We start from the raw sequence: 23,503 nt of genomic DNA, 5'->3' as shown, positions 1-23,503 counted from the left end.
GGTTTCTAATTTTAAAACATCGGTTTATTTTAGTGTGACTCACCCTGCGGCGTGAAGCGCAGTTCAATCAGCGCGATCGCTTTCTGGATCGCGCGGAGCGTAACCGGGTCCGCCGCAGCAGGATGATTGGTGAAATCGATGTTTTTTAGCTGGGTCGACATCTTTTCGCGTACCTCAACCGGCGCGATAACGTCAATCACATCAAGGATTTGTTTGATAACCAGCTGGCAGGCGACGACGTCAGATACCAGTTCCTGATCGGCGCTCAGGTTTTGTGACATGGGGTTCTCCTTATTCAAAGGCCGCCATAGTAGCAAAACAGACGCCCTTCCATCTCCCTCTCGTCGTCCGCAGACATAAAAAAACCTGCCGAAGCAGGTTTTTTTATCAGAACATCGCACCCGGTGGGACGTCTTTAAACGTTGTGCAGTAGTTAGCCCACATGCTTTTCAGGATTTTGCGCAGTTTCATTATGTTGCTCCAGTAACGTGTTATGCAGGTGTTATTATCAATACGCTTATAATATGACCGTCATCACGAAAATCAACCATTTTGTGACCTGCATCACAGTTAACAAACCCTCAGTGCTGCCGGTTTGTTAAAAAAAGGCACGATAAATCCGCACGTTACAGACTTATAAATTCCAGTAAATTTTTATAAAATTTTTTGAGCGGGCAGGAAGAGAATGGGTGAAAACGTATCCGGCAAAGAGAGCCGTGGATTATCGCCTGCGGCACTGCTGGTGGCCGGTGCTTTCTTTATGGAGTTTCTGGACGGGACGGTGATCGCCACCGCATTGCCGGATATGTCAAAAAGCTTCGGCGTACAGGCCGTGGATCTGAATATCGGCATCAGCGCCTACCTGATCACCCTTGCCGTGCTGATCCCCGCCAGCGGCTGGATCGCCGACCGCTTCGGCGCGCGAAAAGTATTTGCCCTCGCGCTGGCGATCTTCACGCTGGCCTCGGTATTTTGCGGCCTGTCCACCACGCTCGAGGAGTTTGTCGCAATGCGCGTCTTCCAGGGCATGGGTGGCGCGCTGATGGTGCCTGTGGGTCGCCTGGCCGTGTTACGTACAACGCCAAAGCATCAGCTCATCACGGCAATCGCCACCCTGACGTGGCCTGCGCTGGTCGCGCCGATCATCGGCCCGCCGCTGGGCGGGTTCATTACAAGCTATGCCGACTGGCGCTGGATCTTCTTTATTAACGTGCCGCTGGGGATAATCGCCATTTTGCTGGCACTGCGAATCATTCCAGACCTGCATGAAGATACGCGCCGACCGTTTGATTTACCGGGTTTTGTGGTCACCACCCTTGCCATGGTGAGCCTGGTTTATGCGATGGAGTTGATGGGCGCAGAGCCTCTGCGGATAGAATTAACTGCCACGCTGTTTATCGTCGGTGTCGTCGCGTTGAGCCTGGCGCTTCGCCACTTTAAGCGGGCAACCTGGCCGATGATCAGGCTCGATGCGATGCAAGTGCCGACGTTTCGCGTCACCCTGTACGGCGGATCGCTGTTTCGCGCCTCCATCAGCGCGGTTCCGTTCCTGTTACCGCTGATGTTCCAGGTCGGCTTTGGCATGGACGCGTTCCATTCTGGCCTGCTGGTGCTGGCCGTTTTCGTAGGCAATCTCACCATTAAACCGGCGACGACGCCCCTGATCCGCAGCCTGGGGTTTAAACGGCTGTTGCTGATTAACGGTTCACTGAATGTCCTGGCGCTGCTGGCCTGCGCCTTTCTTACGCCGCAGACTCCTGTGTGGCTCGTCATGCTGATCCTCTATCTGGGTGGCGTTTTTCGTTCGATCCAGTTTACAGCCATCAGTACGCTGGCCTTTGCGGATGTACCCTCTGCGCAGATGAGCTATGCCAATACGCTGTTTTCAACCGCAACGCAGCTTGCCGTGGGACTTGGGATCACGCTCGGGGCAATTGGTATTCGTATCGGGGAAAAAGTCAGTGAGACGATGGGGATTGCCGGCATGCCGGGAATGAGCTTCCGGCTGGCATTTGTGGCGATCGCGCTGATCTGCCTGGTGGGAATGGTTGACACGCTGCGTCTGACCAAAAATGCAGGCAGCACGGTATCATCGAAAAAGTAAGGCTCTGTGCCGGGCGGCAACGCACCGCCCGGCAAAGGAAATCAGCCAACAATACCGCGTACGAAGGCTTCGATCTCTTTGTCCTGGCAGTTCTCGAAGAAGCACTGCTGGAAGCGCTGGCCTGAGACGGCGGTTTTAACCAGCTCAGGATCGATTGCACGCAGGGTATCCAGATAGTTTTCTTTTACCACCGCCGCTTTCACCTGGTTCAGAATACCGGCGTTACGCACCTGCGGCTCCTTACGCTCTGGTGGATAGCCTTCGCCATTGCGTCCGGTAAACGCTTTCTCAAAAATAAAGCGTACGTTCAGTTCTGCCCCCCAGCCGAAGCCCTTCGCAAACGGCAGAGAAAGCGCGTTACCGTTGTTGATTTGCGCGAACAGGAAAGCATCCGCAGGATCGATGCAGTAACCGCAAATCACACCCGGATGGATGTTCAGGGACATTAACGCGCCCTGCCCGGTACCGCAGCCGGTGACAACAAAATCAACGGCTTTAGCGTTAAGCAGAATGCTCGCCATGATGCCCAGGTGAATATAAGTGAGATGATGATCGTTCTCATCACTCATACCGACGTTATAGACCGGGAAACCTTTCTCATCAGCAACGGCTTTCAGCTCATTAAGGATGATGGGATTCTTAGCGGCCTGGCTGTTTTCCATCATCAGTGCAATTTTCATCTTGTCTCTCCTGAATGCATGGCGGGCGATCCCGCTGTGGATACCTTTTCAACTTAACCTTACTATCAAACAAACGCACTTTCAAATTAAGTGAAAACTTGTTTTAAAAAACAAAGATGCGCTCACAATTTCGCTCGGTGGCCCGGCTCGTTGTAGAGTGAAAGGGCAGATCCTCCGGCTATTCCGGCCATTGCGTCCCGTCGCGTTGGTTACAATGGCGTATTTCCCGTCACGCAGAGTGAAACATGAAACGTGTAATCATAGCCGGAACGATCCTGTTGCTCGCCGGGTGCAGCATCAACCGTCAGGCAGAAGTCAGTAGTACGGATGCCCCAAACGGAATTGTGCGCCTCGACTATGGCCAGACCATGCTCCAAAACGCCTGGTCTGATGACTATGTTAATAACGGTACGGCAACAAAGGCCTGCCAACGCATGGGCTACGCCTCCGCGTCAGCCTACGGGCAGCCGATTAAAACCTGCACCCTGATCAGCGGTTCACTCTGTCTGAACGAAAGTGTGACCATTCAGTATAAATGTCAGGGATACGCCGTTACCTCTTCCAGCCAGAATCCGTGGTATTAACCGCGACTGCCAGTCACGCTGGCAGTTTATTTAATAAGAACAAAAACAATTCTCATTAATAAATACAAATGGCGGCAATGCGTTTTATTCCCATTCGTATTTTTAATAAATAAATATTTATTTTACTTTTTGCAAATAATTAAATAACAAATTATAGTGTCGCTCATCGTGAACCAGAATTAATAAACCGGAGCTGCACCATGTTAAAAACTGAAATGATCGACAAGCTCAATGCGCAAATGAATCTTGAGCTATTTTCTTCCCTGCTTTATCAGCAGATGAGCGCCTGGTGCAGCTATCACAGCTTTGAAGGGGCTGCCGCCTTCCTGCGTCGTCATGCCCAGGAAGAGATGACGCACATGCAGCGTCTGTTTGATTACCTGACGGACACCGGCAGCCTGCCGCGCATTGATAACGTGGTATCGCCTTTCGCCGAGTACGGCTCTCTTGATGAACTGTTCCGTGCCACCTATGAGCACGAACAGCTGATCACCCAGAAAATAAATGAACTGGCTCATGCCGCCATGACCAGTCAGGATTATCCAACCTTTAATTTCCTTCAGTGGTATGTGGCTGAACAGCACGAAGAAGAGAAGCTGTTTAAATCCGTGCTGGATAAATTATCTCTGGCAGGTAAATCCGGGGAAGGTCTGTACTTCATTGATAAAGAGCTGTCGACGCTCGACACGCAGAATTAATAGAAAAGCGGTGCTGAGTTTTCAGCACCGCTTTATTCAATGACGGCAAATTTTACTTTCGTGCGTGGAAAATCCGTCTGCTGCCGGAATGAATTTTCCGCGCGCCGCCAGAAACGCCACCAGCTCCGCGGCTGTCATTTCCGAAGCTGAACAAGTATGGAAACGCGCCGCTTCGCCAAAGCGGGCATGTATCGCCTCAACCAGACTCTCCTTCGTATAACGCTCACCTGACTCAATCATCATATTCAGCACGTCGTGTCCGTGAATTGACATCATTACCTCTCGCAAATAAAAAGCAGACTAAATGCTCCCTCCACGACACGCTTTGCGCTGGCGCAGGTTCCCCCTTTCTTTTTGTAAATTAATCATTACACCCTATGTAACGGTGATTTGACGAGATGGTGCTTTTCCCTTACTCTGCGCCGCAGAATAAGTCGCGGTATGGAAGCGTTGTAGAGGAAAGCGTGAAGAACAGAACTCTGGGAAGTATTTTTATCGTCGCCGGAACGACAATTGGCGCAGGAATGTTGGCCATGCCGTTGGCTGCCGCCGGCGTCGGGTTTGGGGTTACCGTAGTGCTGCTGGGCGGTCTTTGGGCCCTGATGTGTTACACCGCGCTATTATTGCTGGAGGTTTATCAACATGTCCCTGCCGATACCGGCTTAGGCTCCCTGGCTGCACGCTATCTTGGACGCTACGGGCAGTGGATCACCGGTTTCAGCATGATGTTCCTGATGTACGCGCTGACCGCCGCCTACATCAGCGGCGCCGGGGAGCTGATTGCGTCAAGTATCAATGACGGCTTCGGTGCGTCGCTTTCACCGGAAACAGGCGCCATTGTCTTTACGCTGATCGGTGGCGGTGTGGTTTGTGCGGGCACGTCGCTGGTCGATCTGTTTAACCGTTTTTTGTTCAGCGCCAAAATTCTCTTCCTTGTTGTGATGCTGGTGCTGCTGGCACCGCATGTGCACAAGGTTAACCTGCTCTCCCTCCCGCTGGAGAAAGGTCTGGCGCTTTCGGCCATCCCGGTGATTTTCACCTCTTTCGGTTTTCATGGCAGCGTGCCGAGCATCGTGAGCTATATGAACGGGGATATTCGCAAGCTGCGCCGCGTCTTTGTGATCGGCAGCGCCATTCCGTTGATTGCTTACCTGTTCTGGCAGCTGGTGACGCTGGGCAGTATTGATTCCACCACCTTTATCGGCCTGATGGCAGAGCATTCTGGTCTGAATGGATTCCTGGTTGCCCTGCGTAACGTGGTGGCCTCTTCACACGTGGAGCTGGCGGTACATCTGTTTGCAGACCTGGCGCTGGCAACCTCCTTCCTCGGCGTGGCGCTTGGCCTGTTTGACTATATGGCGGATCTGTTCCAGCGTCGCAATACCGTTGCCGGACGCTTACAGACGGGGGCGATGACCTTCCTGCCGCCGCTGGCCTTCGCGCTCTTTTATCCGCGCGGGTTTGTGATGGCGCTGGGGTATGCTGGCGTGGCGTTATCGGTACTGGCCCTGCTGCTGCCTTCCCTGCTGGCGTGGAAGAGCCGCCAGCAACATCCGCAGCAAGGATACCGCGTGGCGGGTGGTAAGCCGCTGCTGTGCGTGGTGTTTGGTTGTGGGGTGGTGATTATTCTGGTGCAGGTGCTGATTGCAGCGGGAATGCTGCCGGAAGTGGGATAAAAAAAGGGGCTATGAATAGCCCCTTTTTTCAGTGCAGACAGCAACTCTTAAACTTCTTCCCGCTCCCGCACGGACACGGATCGTTACGTCCCACCTTCGACCCGTTCACGATCGGCTTTTTCGCTTCCGGCTGCTGCGGATTAGCCACCCAGTAGTTGTACAAACGCAGCGCCGCAGGCTGAATGCTCTCGATGCTGGCCATATACTCCTCTTCGGTCAGCGCATCCAGCTTCTCGCTGTGCTCTTCCGTTCCGTGCAGGGCAATCACCGCCAGATCCGCTTCCAGCGCTTCCGGCAGGGATGACCAGTCCGTCAGCGCCACGCCGCGCATGTAGCCATAGCACCACTCTTCCACTACGGTATAGCTCTGACCGTCAACGTCGTTATAGCCAAACAGCGGTTCAAACTGATCCGGGTATTCGCTCAGGCGCTCGGCAATATCGTTCATGTGCTTAAAGCAGAGATCGATAAAACGGTTCATTTCACGATCGTTTTTCCAGCGCGGAATATACTTCTCACCACCCCATACCGCCACCAGCCAGGTGTCGGGCTCCACCACAACGGGACCGGAAAGTACTGCGGTAAGCATGCCGTCCAGTTCGGACACGTCAATCACGGATGCATCGTCGTGTCCGTAAGAGATTAATGTCTCTTCCAGCCACGCCATCTCGCTTTCAGTTAATGGGCCTTCAGCCATTGCTGATACTCCTGATAAAAAAAACGATCCTGACATATATCGCCGCGCATGCCTATCTGAAGTTTAGGTCTTTATTGCTGCAAAAACGTGCAAATCGTGACCGTTGCACAACTTATGGGCTTTGTTGTTAAGGAGATGTGATCTCCGCTGTAAATTCATCTCATCCCGCAAAGGCGCATAAAACGGCGCTCTATACTCAACGTGTTGTGACCCGGTCAAGGGATTAACCATTCTGGCAACCTTTTTGCTTAATGTTCTGCGCGCTTCGCGGTGCGTGGGATCCTCGCCGTATTAAGCACGAGATTGCTTCTAAAGTGCATTTTGTTCTCGCTCTTGTTTTTGGATTTACGATGCCATCAGGCGTTCGGGTTTATACCTGGTGCAAAAACCTCTTTGCTAAGGAACATAATAATGTCGCTGAAATTTACCAAAACTCCCCTCTCCCTGTTGCTGGCCGGTTGTCTGGTGACGGCCTTTTCTGCACAGGCCGATATCGTGATCGGCGTGGCCGGGCCGTTCACAGGCCCGAACGCAACCTATGGCGATCAATACTGGCATGGCGCTACGCAGGCGGCGGAAGACATTAACGCCGCTGGCGGGATCAACGGTGAGAAAATCAAACTGGTTCAGGGCGATGACGCCTGCGAACCCAAACAGGCCGTTGCCGTCGCCAACCGCTTAGTCGATCAGGATAAAGTGAAAGCGGTCGTCGGCCACTTCTGCTCCTCGTCGACCATGCCCGCCTCCGAGGTCTATAGCGATGCCGGGATCCTCTCCATCACCCCCGGCTCAACGAACCCGCTTATTACCGAGCGGGGCATGAGCGATATGTTCCGCATGTGCGGACGTGACGACCAGCAGGGCCAGGTCGCCAGCGATTTCATTCTCGATAAGCTGAAAGCCAAACGGGTCGTCATCATCCACGATAAAGACACCTACGGTCAGGGGCTGGCGGACGCCACTAAAGCGGCGCTGGCGAAACGCGGCGTTAAGGATGTGATGTACGAAGGGTTGTCCCGCGGGGAGAAAGACTTTAACGCGCTGGTGACCAAAATTGGCGCACAAAAACCAGACGTGGTGTTCTTCGGGGGCTGTCACCCGGAAGCGGGCCCGCTGGTTCGCCAGATGCGTGAACAGGGCGTGCAGGCGAAGTTCTTCTCGGGAGACTGTATCGTCAATGAAGAGATGGTCACCGCCGCCGGTGGGGCGCAGTACACCAACGGTATTTACATGACCTTCGGTAAAGACCCGCGCCTGATCCCGGACGGAAAAGCCGTCATCGAGAAATTCCGCGCCGGTAAATTTGAACCAGAAGGATACACCCTCTACGCCTATGCGTCTGTGCAGGCTATCGCAGCGGCATTCAAGGCCACGAAAGGGACGGATTCCGTAAAAGCCAGCGAGTGGCTGAAGGCTAACCCTGTCGACACGGTGATGGGTAAAAAAGCCTGGGACAGCAAAGGTGACCTCAAAGTGTCTGACTACGTGGTCTACCAGTGGGACGACAAAGGCAAATATAAAGAAGTGCCATAACGGGACGGAATCTGCTCAACGCCGGCAGGTCTGACTGTCGGCGTAACCCTTTATTCAGGTGCGCGACCATGAGTACATTCTTCCTGCAACAATTAATTAATGGCTTAACGCTGGGTTCGGTCTACGGTCTTATCGCCATCGGCTACACCATGGTGTACGGCATCATCGGTATGATCAATTTCGCCCACGGCGAAGTGTATATGATCTCCGCCTATCTCTCGGCCATTGGCCTGGCCCTGCTGGCGTTTTTTGGACTCCACTCCTTTCCGCTGCTGATCCTGGGAACCCTTGTTTTCACCATCGTGGTCACCGGCGTTTATGGCTGGACGATTGAGCGCATCGCCTATAAGCCGCTACGCAATTCGACGCGTCTGGCGCCGCTGATTTCGGCCATCGGGATGTCGTTGATACTGCAAAACTACGTCCAGCTCAGCCAGGGCCCACGGCAGCAGGGCGTACCGACCATGCTGGATGGTGTGCTGCGTTTTCACCTCGGCGAAGGGTTTGTCCAGATAACCTATACCAAAGTCTTTATTCTCATCGCCTCGTTCGCGGGCATGCTGGTGCTGACCTGGATTATCAACCGTACCCGCTTAGGGCGCATGTGCCGTGCGGTGCAGCAGGATCGTAAGATGGCCTCCATTTTGGGTATCAACACCGACAGAATTATTTCGCTGGTGTTTGTTATCGGCGCAGCCATGGCCGGGCTGGCGGGCGTGCTGATCACCATGAATTACGGCACCTTTGATTTTTACGTCGGGTTCGTTATCGGCATCAAGGCCTTTACGGCGGCGGTGCTGGGCGGCATCGGCTCTCTGCCCGGTGCGATGCTTGGCGGGCTGATTCTGGGCGTCGCAGAAGCGCAATTCTCCGGGATGGTGAACTCGGATTATAAAGACGTGTTCTCGTTTGGATTGCTGGTATTAATCCTGATCTTCCGTCCTCAGGGGCTGCTGGGCCGCCCTGTCGTGGCTAAAGTGTAAGGAACAACGCGATGACCTCTGACGGCTTTTCCCTGAAGCGCTGCATTCTGGACGCGATTTTTTCCGGAATGATCGCCCTGATTATTTTCGGCCCGATTGCGGGCGTGATACTGGATGGTTACAGCTTTAACTTTGACGGCCAGCGGCTGGCGTGGATTGTAGGCACGGTGATGCTGGGACGCTTTTTGCTGAGCGCCTTTTCAGCTACGGCGGCCGGAAGACGTTTACAGGCGCGGTTTGAATCCGACAATGCGGGGGTGTATGTCCGGCCACCGGCGTATAAAAGCCGCATGCGCTGGATCATTCCGCTGATTGTCACGCTGGCGATCTGCTTCCCGTTTGTGGCCACAAAATACGTTCTGACGGTCGCTATACTCGGACTGATCTACGTCCTGCTCGGTCTTGGGCTGAACATTGTCGTTGGCCTGGCAGGGCTGCTGGATCTGGGTTATGTCGCCTTCTATGCCATCGGCGCTTACGGGCTGGCGCTCGGGTATCAGTATCTGGGGCTTGGGTTCTGGAGCATGCTGCCGCTGGCGGCGCTAATGGCTGCGGGCGCGGGCGCCCTGCTCGGCTTTCCGGTGTTGCGCATGCACGGGGATTATCTCGCCATCGTCACGCTCGGGTTTGGCGAGATCATCCGTCTGGTGCTGAACAACTGGCTTACCTTCACCGGCGGGCCTAACGGCGTTTCAGCCCCTGCTCCGACCTTTTTTGGCCTGGAGTTTGGCCGACGCGCCAAAGAAGGCGGCGTCCCTTTCCACGAGTTCTTTGGCCTGACCTATAACCCCAACATGAAGTTTATTTTCATCTATGCGGTACTGTTCCTGGTAGTCATGCTGGTGCTGTACATTAAACACCGGCTGACCCGAATGCCCATTGGACGGGCGTGGGAAGCGCTCCGTGAGGATGAGATTGCCTGCCGTTCCATGGGGCTGAATCACGTTCTGGTCAAACTCTCGGCCTTCACCCTGGGCGCATCGACGGCAGGTATCGCCGGGGTGTTTTTTGCCACCTGGCAGGGGTTTGTTAACCCCACCTCTTTCACCTTTTTTGAATCGGCCCTCATCCTCGCGATTGTGGTCCTGGGCGGGATGGGCTCCACCGTCGGCGTCGTGCTGGCCGCCTTTGTGCTAACCGTCACGCCAGAACTGCTGCGCAGCTTTGCGGAATACCGCGTGCTGCTGTTTGGCATGCTGATGGTGGTGATGATGATCTGGCGTCCTCGCGGTCTGATCCGCATCAACCGCAGCGGATTTGCCGTGCGTAAAGGAGTGGCGCCATGAACGCAACGATTTTGCGTGTAGAACATCTGATGATGCACTTCGGCGGGATCAAGGCCTTAAACGACGTCAATCTTGAGGTGCAGCGCGGCTCTATTACTGCACTCATTGGGCCTAACGGCGCGGGAAAAACAACCGTCTTTAACTGCCTGACCGGTTTCTACCGGGCCTCCGGCGGCAACATTCTGTTCAATGCACGAAATAAAACCACCAATGTCATTCAGGTGCTCGGCCAGAAACTCCAGCCGGGCGACTGGCTCAGCCCGGCGCAGCTTGGTCAACGCCTGTTCTATAAGATGTTTGGCGGCACGCATCTGGTGAACCGCGCGGGTCTTGCGCGCACGTTTCAGAACATCCGCCTGTTCCGCGAGATGTCCGTTGTGGAAAACCTGCTGGTGGCACAGCACATGCGCGTCAACAGCAATCTGCTGGCGGGGGTGCTGAACACCCCTGCGTATCGTCGGGCAGAGAACGAGGCGCTGGACCGGGCGTTTTACTGGCTGGAGGTGGTGGATCTGGTAGATTGCGCGAACCGTCTGGCCGGGGAAATGTCCTATGGCCAGCAACGACGCCTCGAAATCGCCCGCGCCATGTGCACCGGCCCGGAGATGATTTGTCTCGATGAACCTGCTGCCGGCCTGAACCCGGTGGAGACGCACAAGCTGAGCGAGATCATCCGGTTCCTGCGCGACCACCACGACATCACGGTTTTGCTGATCGAGCATGATATGGGGATGGTGATGGGCATTTCAGATGACATCATTGTGCTCGATCACGGCGATGTGATTGCCAGAGGTAAACCGGCTGAGATCCAGCACAATGAAAAAGTGATTGCCGCGTATCTGGGCACCGACGAAAGCGAGGTAAATCTGTGAGCGCACCGATGCTTCAATTTCATAATGTGGACGTTTTTTACGGGGTGATCCAGGCATTGAAGCAGGTTTCACTTGAGGTAAACAAAGGGGAAACCGTGGCCCTGATTGGCGCTAACGGCGCGGGGAAGTCAACATTACTGATGTCTGTCTTTGGTCAGCCCCGGATCCGCAACGGGCAGATCCTCTTCTGCGGCGAGGATATCAGCCACAAATCCACCCACTATGTTGCCACCGGCGGCATAGCGCAGGCACCTGAGGGACGACGCATTTTCCCGGATATGTCTGTAGAAGAGAACCTGCTGATGGGGACAATCCCCGTCGGCAATCAGCATGCAGCTGAAGATATGCAAAGTATGTTCGACCTCTTCCCTCGCCTCAAGGAGCGGCGTAACCAGCGGGCGATGACGCTTTCCGGCGGTGAACAGCAGATGCTGGCTATTGCCCGGGCGCTGATGAGCCGTCCTAAACTTCTGCTGCTGGATGAACCCAGCCTCGGCCTCGCACCAATCGTGGTTAAACAGATCTTCCAGACGCTGCGCGAACTGGCCCGTAACGGAATGACGATTTTTCTGGTCGAGCAGAATGCCCACCACGCGCTGAAGTTGTCCGACCGCGGCTATGTGATGGTTAACGGCCAGATTCGGTTAAGCGGCAGCGGCGAGGCGTTGCTGAAGGATCCGGAGGTGAGGAAGGCGTACCTGGGCGGCGTGTGAAGCCAGGAGGCTATAGTGAGAAAAACTCACAGTGATTGCCATTATTAATCGTTTTTCTGATGCGACCGCATTCAAATATCATCTTCACGACCCGCCTTTGCGCGGGTCGATAAAACGTTCAGCCGCAAACTGAATAATAATGATAAGAGGATCCGGGGCAAATATGACACTTGATGCGTTATATCAGTTATTGAAAACTGTATTACCACCTGACACCGATTCAGCCGATGATTTACAGGATTTTATGGCCATGCTTATGGCTAAGAAACATCACTCTGAGGCTCTTTCACCGTTTTCGCAGCGCGTATACATGCTGTCCGTTGCCCATCGCGACCCTAAGCAAGCGGCTGCGCTGATTTCAGCCTGTCATCCTGAAGCAGGAAAGCCCCTTCCGCTGCTCGACTTCTCCGGCTGGCCGCACGTGCGCTACGCCACGTCGGGTGAATTACAGACGCCTGAGACTGAAGAATATTTTCACAGGATTTCGTCTGCCGCCACGATATTACGCGGTGCAATTATTGACGCTGAGCAGCAGAAAAACACGCCAGCATTTTATATTCTGGATAAGGTACTCAGCCTGAACAGCGCTTTGCCAGAACGCTATAAAAAGATGGCAAACATCTCTTACTCATAACGGTATTAATAAACCCGGCTTTCATCGTATTCCAGGTAATCGATATCCAGAGCCGGAACGACCGGGGTATGGTTTTGCAGCCAGCCCAGAAGGTGCTGGATGCTCTCTCTTTTGAGCGAATTTTTTGGCCAGACGAGGTAGTAACCATCTCCCGTCGCGATAGCTTCCCTGAACGGCAGGCCCAGCAGGCCGCTTTTCAGGGCATCAAGCGTGAGATGCAGGTCGGCGATAGCGATGCCGTGCCCGTTCATCGCGGCGATACTTCCCTGTTCAAGGGTATCAAACACCATGCCGCTGCTCATATCGAGCCCCGGACACAATCCTGTTCTTCGCAGCCAGCGCCGCCAGTCACGTCTGTCCGGTGAAGGATGGATCAAATCGCATTGCGGAAGCCGCTGCCGGGCCGGTTCGATAAGCGATGGGGTGCAAACCGGGATAAGCCATTCATGAAAAAGCAGCTGGCTTTCCGTTGTCTCACCAAAACGGCCATTACCGAGAAGGATGGCGCAGTCGTATGGCTCAAGATTGAAATCAACGGTGTCAATGTCCATCCAGACGCTGGCAATCTCCACCTGCGGTTTTGGATGGTTGTTGCGAAAAGATCGCAGCACGTCGAGAAGCCATCTCATGGTCAGGGTGCTGGGTGTTTTTAACCGCAGCAGATGGTTTTCACTGCGAAATGCCCGGCAGGCCCATTCAATGCTCGTGAAGCTTTCGTTAAGCTGTCCGGCAAGCACTCGCCCGGCTTCAGTGACCTCCACGCGAGGACCTAGCCTTTTGAAAAGCTCGCAGTCGAACCACAGTTCAAGGGTACGGACATGTCTGCTGACCGCGCCCGGCGTAATATTGAGCGTTTCAGCGGCTTTACTGAAGGAGTTCAACCGCGCAGCAACTTCAAACGCACGCAGTGCATACAATGGCGGTAAAGACATAGCGTCCCTTAAATGAAAAAATTCATTATGCTAAAACTTGTTACGGGGCAATGCCAGCAAGTAAATTATGGAGAAAAACAATGAGCCCCAATATACCGAGTCATAGCGATAGGGGTCAAAATCTATATGCAAAAAGCTGCTGACAAACTCGTAGCCATTGGCAAAGATGTTTATCTGAACGGCTGCAATAGCGATTACAAACATCCTATACGCGATAAATAGCGGGTATTTATACAGCCTGTTAACTTTTAGTTTGCCGAGATAAAGCAAGAGAAAAATTGCAATAGATACAATAAAATAGGCCACGGCAGGCCAAACAGGTGGATGAAGCGAAAATTCTAACTCTTGAGACATAATCAATTCTCTTTTGCTATCTGGTACATCTGCCACCCCGTAATGCTTCCACTGGTCAAATCCAGCGCCATTGCGGTGTTAGATGCCTCTTGCCAGCCTCTGATATAAACGGATTGGATATTTGTGGAATAAACTCCAGGACTTCTCTCTGGGACCCAAAACTTTTCTGCCCGCACCATATGCCGATAAAGAGAGATCAACGACGCCATAGACTAACTCAGCCTGGTTATTACCATAACCTAACTTCGTAGCAGCAAATCTAAAGGGATATCGGATCTGGAAGGAACGCTTAACGAAAAACAGGGAATCGCTGGTCATAAAAACGCGTCACAGACAGCACGTTATGATAGAAAAATTCCTATAGTTCCGGTAGTCGGAGGGCAGTAATGCCCTCTTTTTATGGTGAAGCCGAATGGCGAAAGAATGGCGAATGGCGAATGGCGAAAATTAGGCAATAAAAAACCACCTTTCGGTGGTTTACACGACACTGCTTATCATTGATTTTATTCTAGTTTTCCCATGGTAGCCGGAGTGGGACTTGAACCCACACAGCGCGAACGCCGAGGGATTTTAAATCCCTTGTGTCTACCGATTCCACCATCCGGCCAGGGAAGAAAGTGGAGGCGCGTTCCGGAGTCGAACCGGACTAGACGGATTTGCAATCCGCTACATAACCGCTTTGCTAACGCGCCTTAAATCTTTTGTCTTTCGACCTGCACCCGCAAACTGCCGATGCATTAATCTGGAGCGGGAAACGAGACTCGAACTCGCGACCCCGACCTTGGCAAGGTCGTGCTCTACCAACTGAGCTATTCCCGCATGTTATCAAGTAACTATTTAACGACTTGCTAAGCACTTGATTTCATTATCGTCCGGCTTACTGTGCCGCCGTTCGATGCGTTGCATTCTACTGATATGACGTTATGAGTCAACGTTATTTTTTGCATCTCAGGATCGTTTGCTGAAAATTAAGCCGAAACGATCACTGTTCAAGCAAATCACCGCGCGCAGCGTTCAAGTATTGCAACATTGACCACAATGTCAGCACCGCCGCAACCCACAGCAGACCAATGCCGGCCCACTCTACCCAGGCATTCGGACGCCACAGCATCCACACCAGCGCCGCCATCTGCGCAGTGGTTTTAACTTTACCGATCCAGGACACCGCCACGCTGCTGCGTTTACCCAGCTCCGCCATCCACTCGCGCAGGGCAGAGATAATAATCTCACGGCCAATCATGGTCGCGGCAGGCAGCGTCACCCACCAGGTATGATAATGTTCCGCCACCAGCACCATCGCGATTGCCACCATCACCTTATCCGCAACCGGATCGAGGAACGCGCCAAAGCGGGTACTCTGGTTCCAGCGACGCGCCAGATAACCGTCAAACCAGTCCGTCACGGCGGCAATCAGGAAAATGAGCGCACAGGCAAAAGGCGCCCAGACGACCGGCAGGTAAAATGCCAGGACGAAGAACGGAATGAGCACAACACGAAAGAGAGTAAGCAACGTAGGGATATTAAATCGCATGATGACGGTAACTGTCTGTTGTCAGTAAAATTTAGCTCTATGTTGCTACAGAGCCCTCAATGTTTCAACGAGTAGTAGATCTTTTCTGCCAGCCCTTGCGAAATACCCGGCACTTTTGCAATTTCTTCCATACTGGCGTTGAGTAATCCTTGCAATCCGCCCATATACTTCAACAGCATCTGGCGACGTTTTGGCCCGACGCCTTCAATCGTCTCAAGGGTACTGGTATTTTTCACTTTCGCCCGTTTTTTGCGGTGTCCGCTAATGGCATGATCGTGCGACTCATCTCGGATGTGCTGGATCACGTGCAGTGCAGGGGAATCTGGCGGCAGGCTAAAGCCCTCGCCTTCCGGCTCAAAGAACAGCGTTTCCAGGCCAGCCTTACGATCTGCCCCTTTAGCTACCCCTAGCAGCAACGGATGGTTCTTATCCCACTCCACGTCGAGCGATTCGAATACCGCCTTCGCCTGCCCCAACTGCCCTTTCCCGCCGTCGATAAGGATAACGTCCGGGATTTTGCTCTCTTCAATCGCTTTACCATAGCGACGACGCAGCACCTGATTCATGGCGGCATAATCGTCACCGGGCGTAATGCCGGTGATGTTATAGCGACGATACTCTGCCCGCAGTGGGCCATTGGCATCAAAGACCACACACGACGCCACGGTCTGCTCACCCATCGTATGGCTGATGTCGAAGCATTCCATGCGTTTCACTTCCGGCAGCTTGAGCAGCGCAGCAAGGGCTGTTAAACGTTGGCTGACGGTCGATTGCTGGGAAAGTTTGGTGGTCAGCGCCGTGGCGGCATTGGTTCGCGCCAGCTTCAGATAACGCGCACGATCGCCGCGCGGTTTCGTCTGGACATTCACCCGGCGGCCTGCCAGCTCTGAAAGTGAGTCCGCCAGCAGGGTTTTATCGTCCAGCGTGAAGTCGAGCAGGATCTCCGAGGGCAGCGTACGCATCTGGCTGCCCTGCAAATAAAACTGGCCGACAAAGGTCTCCACCACTTCACCCATCTCAGTCCCGCCCGGCACTTTCGGGAAGTAACTGCGGCTGCCGAGCACTTTGCCCTGACGAATAAACAGCACGTGAACGCAGGCCAGGCCGGCGTCAAAGGCAACGCCGATGACATCGAGGTCGTCGCCCGTATTGGAAACAAACTGCTTCTCGGTCACCCTGCGCACCGCCTGGATCTGGTCGCGGATGCGTGCGGCCTCCTCAAATTCCAGCGCCGCGCTGGCTTTTTCCATGCGGGTAATCAGTTGCGTCAGCACCTGATCGTCTTTCCCGGCTAAAAACAGGCGGACATATTCCACCTGCTGCGCGTACTCTTCTTCGCTCACCAGCCCTTCAACGCATGGTCCCAGGCAGCGGCCAATCTGATATTGCAGGCATGGCCGGGAGCGGTTGCGATAAACGCTGTTTTCGCACTGGCGAACAGGGAAGATTTTTTGCAAAAGCGCCAGCGTTTCCCGCACGGCATAACCATTCGGGAAGGGGCCGAAATATTCTCCTTTCGCATGCTTAGCGCCACGATGCATCGCCAGCCGCGGGTGCGTGTCGCCGCTCAGGAAGATAAACGGATAGGACTTGTCATCACGCAGCAGAACGTTGTAGCGCGGCTGATACAACTTAATGTAGTTGTGCTCAAGGAGCAGCGCTTCCGTTTCCGTGTGCGTTACGGTGACATCAATGTTGTGTATAAGTGCGACCAGCGCTTCGGTTTTACGGGAGGCAAGGTTGCTGCGGAAATAACTTGAAAGGCGTTTCTTCAGATCTTTCGCCTTACCGACATAGATAACCGTACCGCCAGCATCATACATCCGGTAGACGCCAGGCTGGCTGGTGACGGTTTTCAGAAATGCTTTTGAATCGAACGCTTCACTCACTGACTTATTAACGACTCCGCATTGCACAAACCATGGCGAATGGCCAGGTGAGTCAGTTCGACATCACCGTGGATGTTCAGTTTACTGAACATCCGATAGCGATAGCTGTTGACCGTTTTCGGGCTGAGATTCAGCTGTTCAGAAATCTCATTCACCTTCTGACCTTTAGTGATCATCAGCATAATCTGCAATTCGCGCTCAGACAAACTGGCAAACGGAGATTCCGTTTTTTCCGGTTCAATCTGACTCAACGCCATCTGTTGAGCAATATCAGAAGCGATATAGCGCTGCCCTGCGTGAACGGTGCGGATCGCATTGACGACTTCCTGCGGCGCAGCGCCTTTACTGAGATACCCCGCAGCCCCCGCCTGCATGACCCTGGCGGGCAGCGGATTTTCGGTATGGACGGTCAGCATGATGACTTTGGTATCAACGAACATGCGCGCGATTTTGCGCGTGGCTTCAAGCCCGCCAATACCGGGCATGTTCATATCCATCAGCACCACGTCTGCGGAGTTCGCGCGACACCATTTGACGGCATCTTCGCCACAGCACGCCTCGCCGGCAACTTTAATACCCTTTATATCTTCAAGAATGCGTCGTATCCCTGCGCGCACCAGTTCGTGGTCATCAACAAGAAGGACGTTGATCAAAGGAAATGTCTCCAGAATAGGGATAACGCTACTGACTGCTAATTGGGTTTATATTAACGGTTTTCCATGCAAGATTAAAACGCTAAAAAATCGGCTATACGATTCGGGTCTCGTTTTTGGAAATTAGGCTGTACAGTAAGTGGAAAGAAAACCCATGTGTACTGGGCTTTACCGCTATTTTTTTAGCACCAGCATTCAAAAAGCCACCAAAACATTTGTTAACGTAAACTAAAAAATGCTCTCATTTTTTTGTAACAACAATTAACGGATGGCGTACCGGCGATAAACATTTAATTGTCGCTAACATATTGGGCAGATTACCTTCATAATCCGCACCGGCCAATAATCAATACGCGTAAAAGTATAAAAAACAACCACTGCATTTTTTGCCGCAGCTTGTGGTATACTCCGCCGCCTTAACTTTCATCGTCGCGCTCATGCGCTGTTTTATAATGAGGAAAATAAATGAGCACACCTGAATTTGCCACTGCCGAGAATAACCAGGAACTGGCACAGGAAGTAAACTGCCTGAAGTCGCTGCTGACGCTTATGCTACAGGCGATGGGCCAGGCTGATGCTGGACGTGTGATCATTAAAATGGAAAAACAGATCGCGCAGATGGAAGATCAGGCGGAATCCGCTGTTTTTGCCAATACAGTTAAGCAAATTAAACAAGCCTACCGCCAGTAACAAAAAAGGCTGGATGCAGTGCATTCAGCCTTTTCCTCGTCTGACACGCAGAACGTGATATCAGTCAAATAAGCCCAGTCGCCGCGGCATAACACGCTATCTGAATCTTATTCGGCGCGTTGAATTTCTTCTGCATATTCTTCTGATGGAAGTTGACGGTATTTTCCGAGATGGAAAGAATGATGGCAATTTCTGCCGACGTCTTCCCTTCTGCGGTCCACTTCAGAATTTCCCGTTCACGCTTGCTGAATTTCATTTCCGGCGGCATCACCGTCTCATGTTCAAAGCGCAACAGTGTAGTGAGCGCCATCTGAACCAGCATTTGTAAACGCAGCTCAATTTCTTCACTGGATATCGAGTGTGCCTGTAAGCTAGTACATGACACGGAGAGGAAGCCGAGCGCATGATTTGGCAGCATCAGACACTGGGTAATTCCCTTACGTAAACCGTGGTCCCGCGCGCCGTCCCATAATTGCTGGGCATCCGTGAATAATTCATCCGTCCAGGGCAAATGACCCTGAATGAAATTCTCCGGCTTCAGTACCGGGTCAATGGCGAAATAATTCTCGGATTGATATTGCGCCATCCATTGTTGCGGATAACTGGAATGGACGGATGTTCGCGGGCGGGTAAATGGCACAGGGTGTCGAACACAAAGCGCATAATAATCGAATTCAAGCGCCTGCGTTTGTCGCTGAAGTTCCTGATATACCTCGTCAGCACAGGTCATTTCCTGAAACCGGAGGACGCATTCCCGTCGCCAGGTGAAAAAGTCTATATCCCTCATACTTGCCGAATGAAGCCTCTGATAAAGATAATCATTATTATGGTGAATATAACCTAACACATAAAGCAGGATCATTTATATAAAATATCGACCACAGACGGATTATCTTTAATTTGGCGATGGCTTATCCACATCGGGCGGAATAAAAAATCAACAAAACTGAAGTTATGGGAGGATAATTTGCTCCAGAAGCGACATCTGGAGCAAATTGAGCGTGAAAATGCTACTGCATTAAGAATTTTTCAAGGAACTGGCGGGTTCGAGGCTGCTGAGGATTGGCAAACAGCGCCTTAGCTGGCCCCTGCTCTACTATTCGCCCCTGATCCATGAAAATTGCCCGATCGGCAACGTCGCGAGCGAAGCTCATTTCATGCGTCACAATCACCATCGTGCGTTTTTCCTGCGCCAGCTGTCGGATAGTGTTAAGCACTTCCCCGACCAGCTCAGGATCGAGTGCGGATGTGGGTTCGTCGAACAGGATCACATCCGGGCGCATCGCCAGCGCGCGCGCAATGGCGACACGCTGCTGCTGTCCGCCAGATAACCGACGCGGATAGCTCGTCTCCTTCCCGGCCAGGCCAACCTTCGCCAGCAGCTCGCGGGCGCGGGCCGTCGCGTCTTCCTTTGGTTCACCCTTTACGATGACCGGACCTTCGATAATATTTTCCAGCACCGTACGGTGCGGAAAGAGATTAAAGCTCTGGAATACGAAGCCAACATGCTGACGCAGGCGGCGAATCAGCCCTTTTTGCTGGCTGATGGGTTTCCCGGTATCAATGGTGATATCGCCCACGCGGATCGTCCCGCCTTCAGGCTGCTCAAGCAAATTAATGCTGCGCAACAGCGTGGTTTTCCCTGACCCACTCGGGCCGATAATTGCCACCACTTCGCCCTGCTCAACCTCAAGGTCGATGCCGTGCAGCACCGTTTGCCCGTGGAATTTTTTCACCAGGTTTTTGACGTCAATTGCACTCATTTTGGATCTCGCTCCTGGCGGTTAAGCTGGTTTTCAAAATAGTTTTGCAGGGCGGACAGCACCGTCGCCATCACCCAGTAAATCAGCGAGGCCGCCAGATACATGGTAAACACTTCCAGCGTGCGCGAGGTGATCAGCTGCGCCTGACGGAACAGCTCCGGCACCTGAATGGTCGCCGCAAGCGAGGTGTCTTTCACCAGGCTGATAAAGCTGTTGCTCAGCGGAGGTAGCGCCACGCGCGCCGCCTGGGGCAGGATCGCCCGGCGCAGCGTCTGCCACGGGGTCATCCCGATACTGGCCGCCGCTTCCCACTGTCCTTTATCGATGGACGAGATCGCCGCACGCAGCGTTTCAGAGGTGTACGCCGCCGTATTCAGCGACAGGCCAATCATCGCCGCCGGGATCGGATCCAGCTCGATACCGAACTGGGGCAGCCCGTAGTAAATCATAAACAGCTGGGCGATAAGCGGCGTTCCGCGAAACACGGAGATGTAAAACCGCGCCAGCCACCGCACCGGCCAGACGTTCGACATGCGCATCAGTGCCAGCACAAACCCGAGCACCAGCCCGAAGAACATCCCGCCGATACTGAGCTGTAAAGTAAACACCGCGCCCTTAAGCAAGAACGGCAGCGAATCAATAACCAGTTGAATACTTTCTTGCATTATTATTTTTCTACCTGATTTTTAGACATGGGGATGATAGGCAAACAGCGCAGGCGCCCCGCCAGTATGAACAAACAAAATAGGTCCTTCATCCTTAAAGCGCTTGCGGGCGATACCGTCGATAAGGCCCGCCATCGCCTTACCGGTATAGACAGGGTCAAGCAGAATACCTTCGAGGCGGGCCAGCAGCTTAACGGCCTCCATCCCTTCATCATTGGGGGTACCATAGCCCGGCGCGAAGTAGTCATCCCACAGCAATATTTCCGCCTTCGCCTGAAGCGCAAGCTGTTCTGCCACCGCCTGTTGCAGGGTGACGACTTTCGGCTTTTGATCCGCAACGCTTCTGGAAACCGTCACGCCAATCAACTCTACGTCCGGCATCAGTTGCTCAAGCCCGACCGCTAAACCGGCATGGGTACCCGCGCTGCCGGACGCCACTACCACCGAGGACAAACTCACCGCGCCTTCGCACTGCTGGGCGATTTCCAGCGCGCTCTCAACATAGCCGAGAGCACCCAGCGCATTCGAGCCGCCAACCGGGATGACGTACGGACGAAAGCCCTGCGCTTCCAGGCGCGTCGCCAGTTCATCAAGCTGTGCAGCCGGGTCGGTCAACGCGTCAACCATTTCAACCTGCACGTTGAACAGATCCAGCATCAGGCGGTTACCGTTAGTCAGGTAATTCTCTGCCTGCGTGCCAATCGGGTTCTCCAGCAGGGCTACGCAGTGAAGGCCCAGCTTCGCCGCCACTGCCGCCGTCTGGCGAACGTGGTTAGACTGAATTGCCCCGGCGGTGATCAGCGTATCCGCGCCCTCGCGCAGGGCATCGGCGGCGAGAAATTCCAGCTTGCGCAGCTTATTCCCGCCCATCGCCATGGGCGTCACATCGTCACGCTTAATGAAAATATCGCGCCCCAGATAGTCAGAAAATCGCGGCAGATACTCCAGCGGCGTGGGTGCGCCGATAAATTCCAGACGGGGAAAGCGCGTTAAATTCTGTAGTGACATGGTTCCTCCGGTCACGCAAACAATTGTTATTTCATTATGCACGCAGACGCGCTAGAAATAAAAAAGGCGCTTTTAAAAGCGCCTTTTTTTGTCGGTCAGAGACTTATTTCGTCACGTCTGCGCCGAACCACTTCTCAGAAAGCGCCTTCAGGCTGCCGTCTTTCTGCATTTCAGCAATGGCAGCATCAATGGCTTTCAGCAGATCTTCGTTACCTTTACGCACCGCCACGCCGGACTCCTGACGGGAGAACGCATCGCCCGCGACGGCCAGGGTATTGTTGGTTTTCTTCACCAGATCCAGCGCTGCCAGGCGGTCAACCAGAATGGCGTCGATACGGCCTACGCGCAGATCCTGGTATTTCGTCGGGTCATCATCATAGGTGCGGATGTCCACGCCCTGCACGTTCTGGCGCAGCCACTCTTCGTAGTTGGTGCCCAGACCGACGCCGACTTTCTTACCTTTCAGATCCGCGGCGGATTTGATGCTGCCTTCGTTACCTTTCTTCACCAGCGCCTGGATACCAGACACAGTGTACGGCGTAGAGAAGTCATACTTCTTCTTACGCTCGTCAGAAATGGTCACCTGGTTAATCACCACGTCGATACGTTTGGAATCCAGTGACGCCAGCATACCATCCCATTTGGTCGGTTTCAGGGAGGCTTTGACGCCGAGATGCTTGGCCAGCTCTTGCGCAAACTCCACTTCAAAACCGGTCAGCTTACCGTCGTCGCCCTGGAAGCTGAACGGAGGATAGGTTCCTTCCAGCCCAACCAGCAGCGTGCCGCGCTCTTTGACTTTGTTGAGCAGATTATCTGCCGCGAACGTTTTCACGCTCATCCCCGCGACCAGCGCAACGGCCATCATCCCCATCAGCGCCTGACGACCCAGAACTGCTAATTTCATAAGTACTCCGATACAGTGGAATTTTTGAGTAGTGTAGAGAAATCGCCTGCAACGTCAAAGGCGGCTGCGCTACATCTTATTCTTTTTTAATATATATCAGAAGTTGTTCCGGCGTGGACTTTCTGCTTTATGACGCCCGGCATCTGGACTTTATATTGCGCGTACTTTCGCAGCGCGATGCGGTAATTGTTGGTACTGGTGGCGGGCAGCCAGGGCTCCAGATTTTCATCCAGGTATCCGGTCGTCAGCAGATCGCGGGAGATATTTTGCATGGTCAAATGCTGACCCAGGCGGCGCAGGCGAACCACGTATTCACGCACGGTGCCGTGACTCATCTCCGTTTGTTCAAACAGGAATTGCTTGAAGCCGATAATATCGAAGAAGTCGCTTTGCTCTTTGCAGTGGAGATCGCCACAGAAACGGCAAAGCGCTACCCACTCTTTTTGCTCTTCAAGCCAGGCGGCTTCATCCATCAGCGTGTCGAGGCGGGAAATCGCAATCTTATTCACGATTTCACCGCGACGAACCAGCGTGATGCGGTCGAGTAATTTTTTACAGTGGGCGCAATGCGTCTGGCTGTGTTTAAAGTCTTTCAGGTAGCGGCTTAAAGGCCGTCTTTTAGATTGCTGCACCGTCATGATAACTCCTGGTTGT

At 53.3% G+C, this 23,503-nt stretch carries 29 protein-coding genes, 3 tRNA genes and 1 pseudogene; 13 read left to right on the top strand and 20 right to left on the bottom strand.

Annotation, left to right across the window (positions count from 1 at the left end):
* Positions 1-29: 29 nt before the first annotated feature.
* Together ACOT0L_RS01370 and azuC are read right to left on the bottom strand one after the other, a co-directional pair.
* Entirely contained in the window at positions 30-281 is a 252-nt protein-coding gene (locus ACOT0L_RS01370) for a DUF2766 family protein (RefSeq protein ID WP_003859683.1), read from the bottom strand.
* A gap of 106 nt (positions 282-387) precedes the next feature.
* Complete coding sequence (gene azuC / locus ACOT0L_RS01365; protein ID WP_003859682.1) at positions 388-471, bottom strand: stress response protein AzuC; 84 nt, start codon at positions 469-471, stop codon at positions 388-390.
* 214 nt (positions 472-685) lie between these two features.
* On the opposite strand from azuC, the gene ACOT0L_RS01360 reads away from it, so the two are divergent.
* On the top strand, positions 686-2,104 hold the full coding sequence (locus tag ACOT0L_RS01360) for an MFS transporter (protein ID WP_126503766.1): 1,419 nt from the start codon (positions 686-688) through the stop codon (positions 2,102-2,104).
* A 41-nt stretch (positions 2,105-2,145) separates the two neighbouring features.
* Here ACOT0L_RS01360 and ACOT0L_RS01355 read toward each other — a convergent pair whose 3' ends face one another.
* Complete coding sequence (locus ACOT0L_RS01355; RefSeq protein ID WP_003859680.1) at positions 2,146-2,784, bottom strand: RpiB/LacA/LacB family sugar-phosphate isomerase; 639 nt, start codon at positions 2,782-2,784, stop codon at positions 2,146-2,148.
* Between the two features lie 245 nt (positions 2,785-3,029).
* Between ACOT0L_RS01355 and yecR the strand changes: the two genes are divergently transcribed.
* Entirely contained in the window at positions 3,030-3,368 is a 339-nt protein-coding gene (gene yecR / locus ACOT0L_RS01350) for a YecR family lipoprotein (RefSeq protein WP_022648524.1), read from the top strand.
* 200 nt (positions 3,369-3,568) lie between these two features.
* Complete coding sequence (ftnA, locus tag ACOT0L_RS01345) at positions 3,569-4,066, top strand: non-heme ferritin (RefSeq protein WP_022648525.1); 498 nt, start codon at positions 3,569-3,571, stop codon at positions 4,064-4,066.
* Between the two features lie 36 nt (positions 4,067-4,102).
* On the opposite strand, the gene ACOT0L_RS01340 is transcribed toward ftnA, so the two are convergent.
* On the bottom strand, positions 4,103-4,342 hold the full coding sequence (locus tag ACOT0L_RS01340) for a YecH family metal-binding protein (RefSeq protein ID WP_032622412.1): 240 nt from the start codon (positions 4,340-4,342) through the stop codon (positions 4,103-4,105).
* 188 nt (positions 4,343-4,530) lie between these two features.
* Between ACOT0L_RS01340 and tyrP the strand changes: the two genes are divergently transcribed.
* Positions 4,531-5,742, top strand: a complete 1,212-nt coding sequence (gene tyrP, locus ACOT0L_RS01335; protein ID WP_038417048.1) for a tyrosine transporter TyrP — start codon at positions 4,531-4,533, stop codon at positions 5,740-5,742.
* A 28-nt stretch (positions 5,743-5,770) separates the two neighbouring features.
* Here tyrP and ACOT0L_RS01330 read toward each other — a convergent pair whose 3' ends face one another.
* Positions 5,771-6,439: a YecA family protein gene (locus ACOT0L_RS01330; protein ID WP_126503768.1), complete on the bottom strand. Its 669-nt coding sequence runs from the start codon at positions 6,437-6,439 to the stop codon at positions 5,771-5,773.
* 411 nt (positions 6,440-6,850) lie between these two features.
* Between ACOT0L_RS01330 and ACOT0L_RS01325 the strand changes: the two genes are divergently transcribed.
* The 6 genes from ACOT0L_RS01325 to ACOT0L_RS01300 all read left to right on the top strand — a co-directional run bounded on the left by ACOT0L_RS01325 (position 6,851) and on the right by ACOT0L_RS01300 (position 12,460).
* A complete protein-coding gene (locus tag ACOT0L_RS01325) occupies positions 6,851-7,972 on the top strand; it encodes a branched-chain amino acid ABC transporter substrate-binding protein (RefSeq protein ID WP_126503770.1) in 1,122 nt (373 codons plus the stop codon).
* Positions 7,973-8,040: 68 nt separating this feature from the next.
* A complete protein-coding gene (locus ACOT0L_RS01320) occupies positions 8,041-8,955 on the top strand; it encodes an ABC transporter permease subunit (protein WP_003859667.1) in 915 nt (304 codons plus the stop codon).
* An 11-nt stretch (positions 8,956-8,966) separates the two neighbouring features.
* Entirely contained in the window at positions 8,967-10,241 is a 1,275-nt protein-coding gene (livM, locus tag ACOT0L_RS01315; RefSeq protein WP_063146298.1) for a high-affinity branched-chain amino acid ABC transporter permease LivM, read from the top strand.
* Entirely contained in the window at positions 10,238-11,113 is an 876-nt protein-coding gene (locus ACOT0L_RS01310) for an ATP-binding cassette domain-containing protein (RefSeq protein WP_126503772.1), read from the top strand. Before livM ends, ACOT0L_RS01310 begins: the two co-directional genes overlap by 4 nt.
* Positions 11,110-11,826: an ABC transporter ATP-binding protein gene (locus ACOT0L_RS01305; protein WP_032622411.1), complete on the top strand. Its 717-nt coding sequence runs from the start codon at positions 11,110-11,112 to the stop codon at positions 11,824-11,826. The genes ACOT0L_RS01310 and ACOT0L_RS01305 overlap by 4 nt, the downstream gene beginning before the upstream one ends.
* A 163-nt stretch (positions 11,827-11,989) precedes the next feature.
* Complete coding sequence (locus ACOT0L_RS01300; protein ID WP_038416290.1) at positions 11,990-12,460, top strand: hypothetical protein; 471 nt, start codon at positions 11,990-11,992, stop codon at positions 12,458-12,460.
* Positions 12,461-12,465: 5 nt separating this feature from the next.
* Here the strand turns inward: ACOT0L_RS01300 and ACOT0L_RS01295 are convergent, their stop codons facing one another.
* The 3 genes from ACOT0L_RS01295 to ACOT0L_RS01285 are packed head-to-tail and all read right to left on the bottom strand — an operon-like array spanning position 12,466 to position 14,064.
* A complete protein-coding gene (locus tag ACOT0L_RS01295; RefSeq protein WP_126503774.1) occupies positions 12,466-13,392 on the bottom strand; it encodes a LysR substrate-binding domain-containing protein in 927 nt (308 codons plus the stop codon).
* A gap of 30 nt (positions 13,393-13,422) precedes the next feature.
* Positions 13,423-13,782, bottom strand: coding sequence for a hypothetical protein (locus ACOT0L_RS01290; RefSeq protein WP_260473324.1), 360 nt, complete (start codon positions 13,780-13,782; stop codon positions 13,423-13,425).
* Between the two features lie 42 nt (positions 13,783-13,824).
* Positions 13,825-14,064 (bottom strand): DUF4225 domain-containing protein, encoded by a 240-nt coding sequence (locus ACOT0L_RS01285; protein WP_260473325.1) that lies wholly within the window; start codon positions 14,062-14,064, stop codon positions 13,825-13,827.
* On the opposite strand from ACOT0L_RS01285, the pseudogene ACOT0L_RS01280 reads away from it, so the two are divergent.
* Positions 14,002-14,133 (top strand): annotated as a pseudogene (locus tag ACOT0L_RS01280) (integrase); the annotation flags it as partial. The gene ACOT0L_RS01285 and the pseudogene ACOT0L_RS01280 overlap by 63 nt on opposite strands.
* 133 nt (positions 14,134-14,266) lie before the next feature.
* Here the strand turns inward: ACOT0L_RS01280 and ACOT0L_RS01275 are convergent.
* The 6 genes from ACOT0L_RS01275 to uvrY all read right to left on the bottom strand — a co-directional run bounded on the left by ACOT0L_RS01275 (position 14,267) and on the right by uvrY (position 17,819).
* Positions 14,267-14,353: transfer RNA gene (locus tag ACOT0L_RS01275), tRNA-Leu, on the bottom strand.
* A gap of 11 nt (positions 14,354-14,364) precedes the next feature.
* A tRNA-Cys gene (locus ACOT0L_RS01270) sits at positions 14,365-14,438 on the bottom strand.
* A 51-nt stretch (positions 14,439-14,489) separates the two neighbouring features.
* Positions 14,490-14,565, bottom strand: a tRNA-Gly gene (locus ACOT0L_RS01265).
* 163 nt (positions 14,566-14,728) lie between these two features.
* A complete protein-coding gene (gene pgsA, locus ACOT0L_RS01260; protein ID WP_003859652.1) occupies positions 14,729-15,277 on the bottom strand; it encodes a CDP-diacylglycerol--glycerol-3-phosphate 3-phosphatidyltransferase in 549 nt (182 codons plus the stop codon).
* 56 nt (positions 15,278-15,333) lie between these two features.
* Positions 15,334-17,166 carry an excinuclease ABC subunit UvrC gene (gene uvrC, locus ACOT0L_RS01255; protein WP_022648536.1) on the bottom strand — a complete coding sequence of 611 codons (1,833 nt, stop codon included), beginning with the start codon at positions 17,164-17,166 and terminating at the stop codon, positions 15,334-15,336.
* A complete protein-coding gene (gene uvrY, locus ACOT0L_RS01250; RefSeq protein ID WP_017384478.1) occupies positions 17,163-17,819 on the bottom strand; it encodes a UvrY/SirA/GacA family response regulator transcription factor in 657 nt (218 codons plus the stop codon). The genes uvrC and uvrY overlap by 4 nt, the downstream gene beginning before the upstream one ends.
* 398 nt (positions 17,820-18,217) lie before the next feature.
* Here uvrY and ACOT0L_RS01245 point away from each other — a divergent pair, with 398 nt between their 5' ends.
* On the top strand, positions 18,218-18,298 hold the full coding sequence (locus ACOT0L_RS01245; RefSeq protein WP_418235935.1) for a hypothetical protein: 81 nt from the start codon (positions 18,218-18,220) through the stop codon (positions 18,296-18,298).
* Positions 18,285-18,509 (top strand): DUF2594 family protein, encoded by a 225-nt coding sequence (locus tag ACOT0L_RS01240; RefSeq protein WP_003859644.1) that lies wholly within the window; start codon positions 18,285-18,287, stop codon positions 18,507-18,509. Before ACOT0L_RS01245 ends, ACOT0L_RS01240 begins: the two co-directional genes overlap by 14 nt.
* A 64-nt stretch (positions 18,510-18,573) precedes the next feature.
* Here ACOT0L_RS01240 and sdiA read toward each other — a convergent pair whose 3' ends face one another.
* From sdiA to fliZ, 6 genes are all read right to left on the bottom strand, one after another.
* Entirely contained in the window at positions 18,574-19,296 is a 723-nt protein-coding gene (gene sdiA, locus ACOT0L_RS01235; RefSeq protein ID WP_032622448.1) for a transcriptional regulator SdiA, read from the bottom strand.
* A 223-nt stretch (positions 19,297-19,519) separates the two neighbouring features.
* Positions 19,520-20,272 carry an L-cystine ABC transporter ATP-binding protein TcyN gene (gene tcyN / locus ACOT0L_RS01230; protein ID WP_023306513.1) on the bottom strand — a complete coding sequence of 251 codons (753 nt, stop codon included), beginning with the start codon at positions 20,270-20,272 and terminating at the stop codon, positions 19,520-19,522.
* Positions 20,269-20,937, bottom strand: a complete 669-nt coding sequence (tcyL, locus tag ACOT0L_RS01225) for a cystine ABC transporter permease (RefSeq protein ID WP_022648540.1) — start codon at positions 20,935-20,937, stop codon at positions 20,269-20,271. The genes tcyN and tcyL overlap by 4 nt, the downstream gene beginning before the upstream one ends.
* Positions 20,938-20,958: 21 nt before the next feature.
* Entirely contained in the window at positions 20,959-21,945 is a 987-nt protein-coding gene (gene dcyD / locus ACOT0L_RS01220) for a D-cysteine desulfhydrase (protein ID WP_022648541.1), read from the bottom strand.
* Positions 21,946-22,048: 103 nt separating this feature from the next.
* A complete protein-coding gene (gene tcyJ, locus ACOT0L_RS01215; RefSeq protein ID WP_023300481.1) occupies positions 22,049-22,849 on the bottom strand; it encodes a cystine ABC transporter substrate-binding protein in 801 nt (266 codons plus the stop codon).
* An 86-nt stretch (positions 22,850-22,935) separates the two neighbouring features.
* Positions 22,936-23,487 (bottom strand): flagella biosynthesis regulatory protein FliZ, encoded by a 552-nt coding sequence (fliZ, locus tag ACOT0L_RS01210; protein WP_023300482.1) that lies wholly within the window; start codon positions 23,485-23,487, stop codon positions 22,936-22,938.
* Positions 23,488-23,503: the final 16 nt, after the last annotated feature.

Source organism: Enterobacter cloacae complex sp. XAL002 (assembly GCF_049236805.1).
In the GTDB taxonomy this organism is placed as follows: Bacteria; Pseudomonadota; Gammaproteobacteria; order Enterobacterales; family Enterobacteriaceae; genus Enterobacter; species Enterobacter intestinihominis.
The sequence above is the reverse complement of the archived record's forward strand: the minus strand, read 5'-3'. Positions and strand labels throughout refer to the sequence as shown.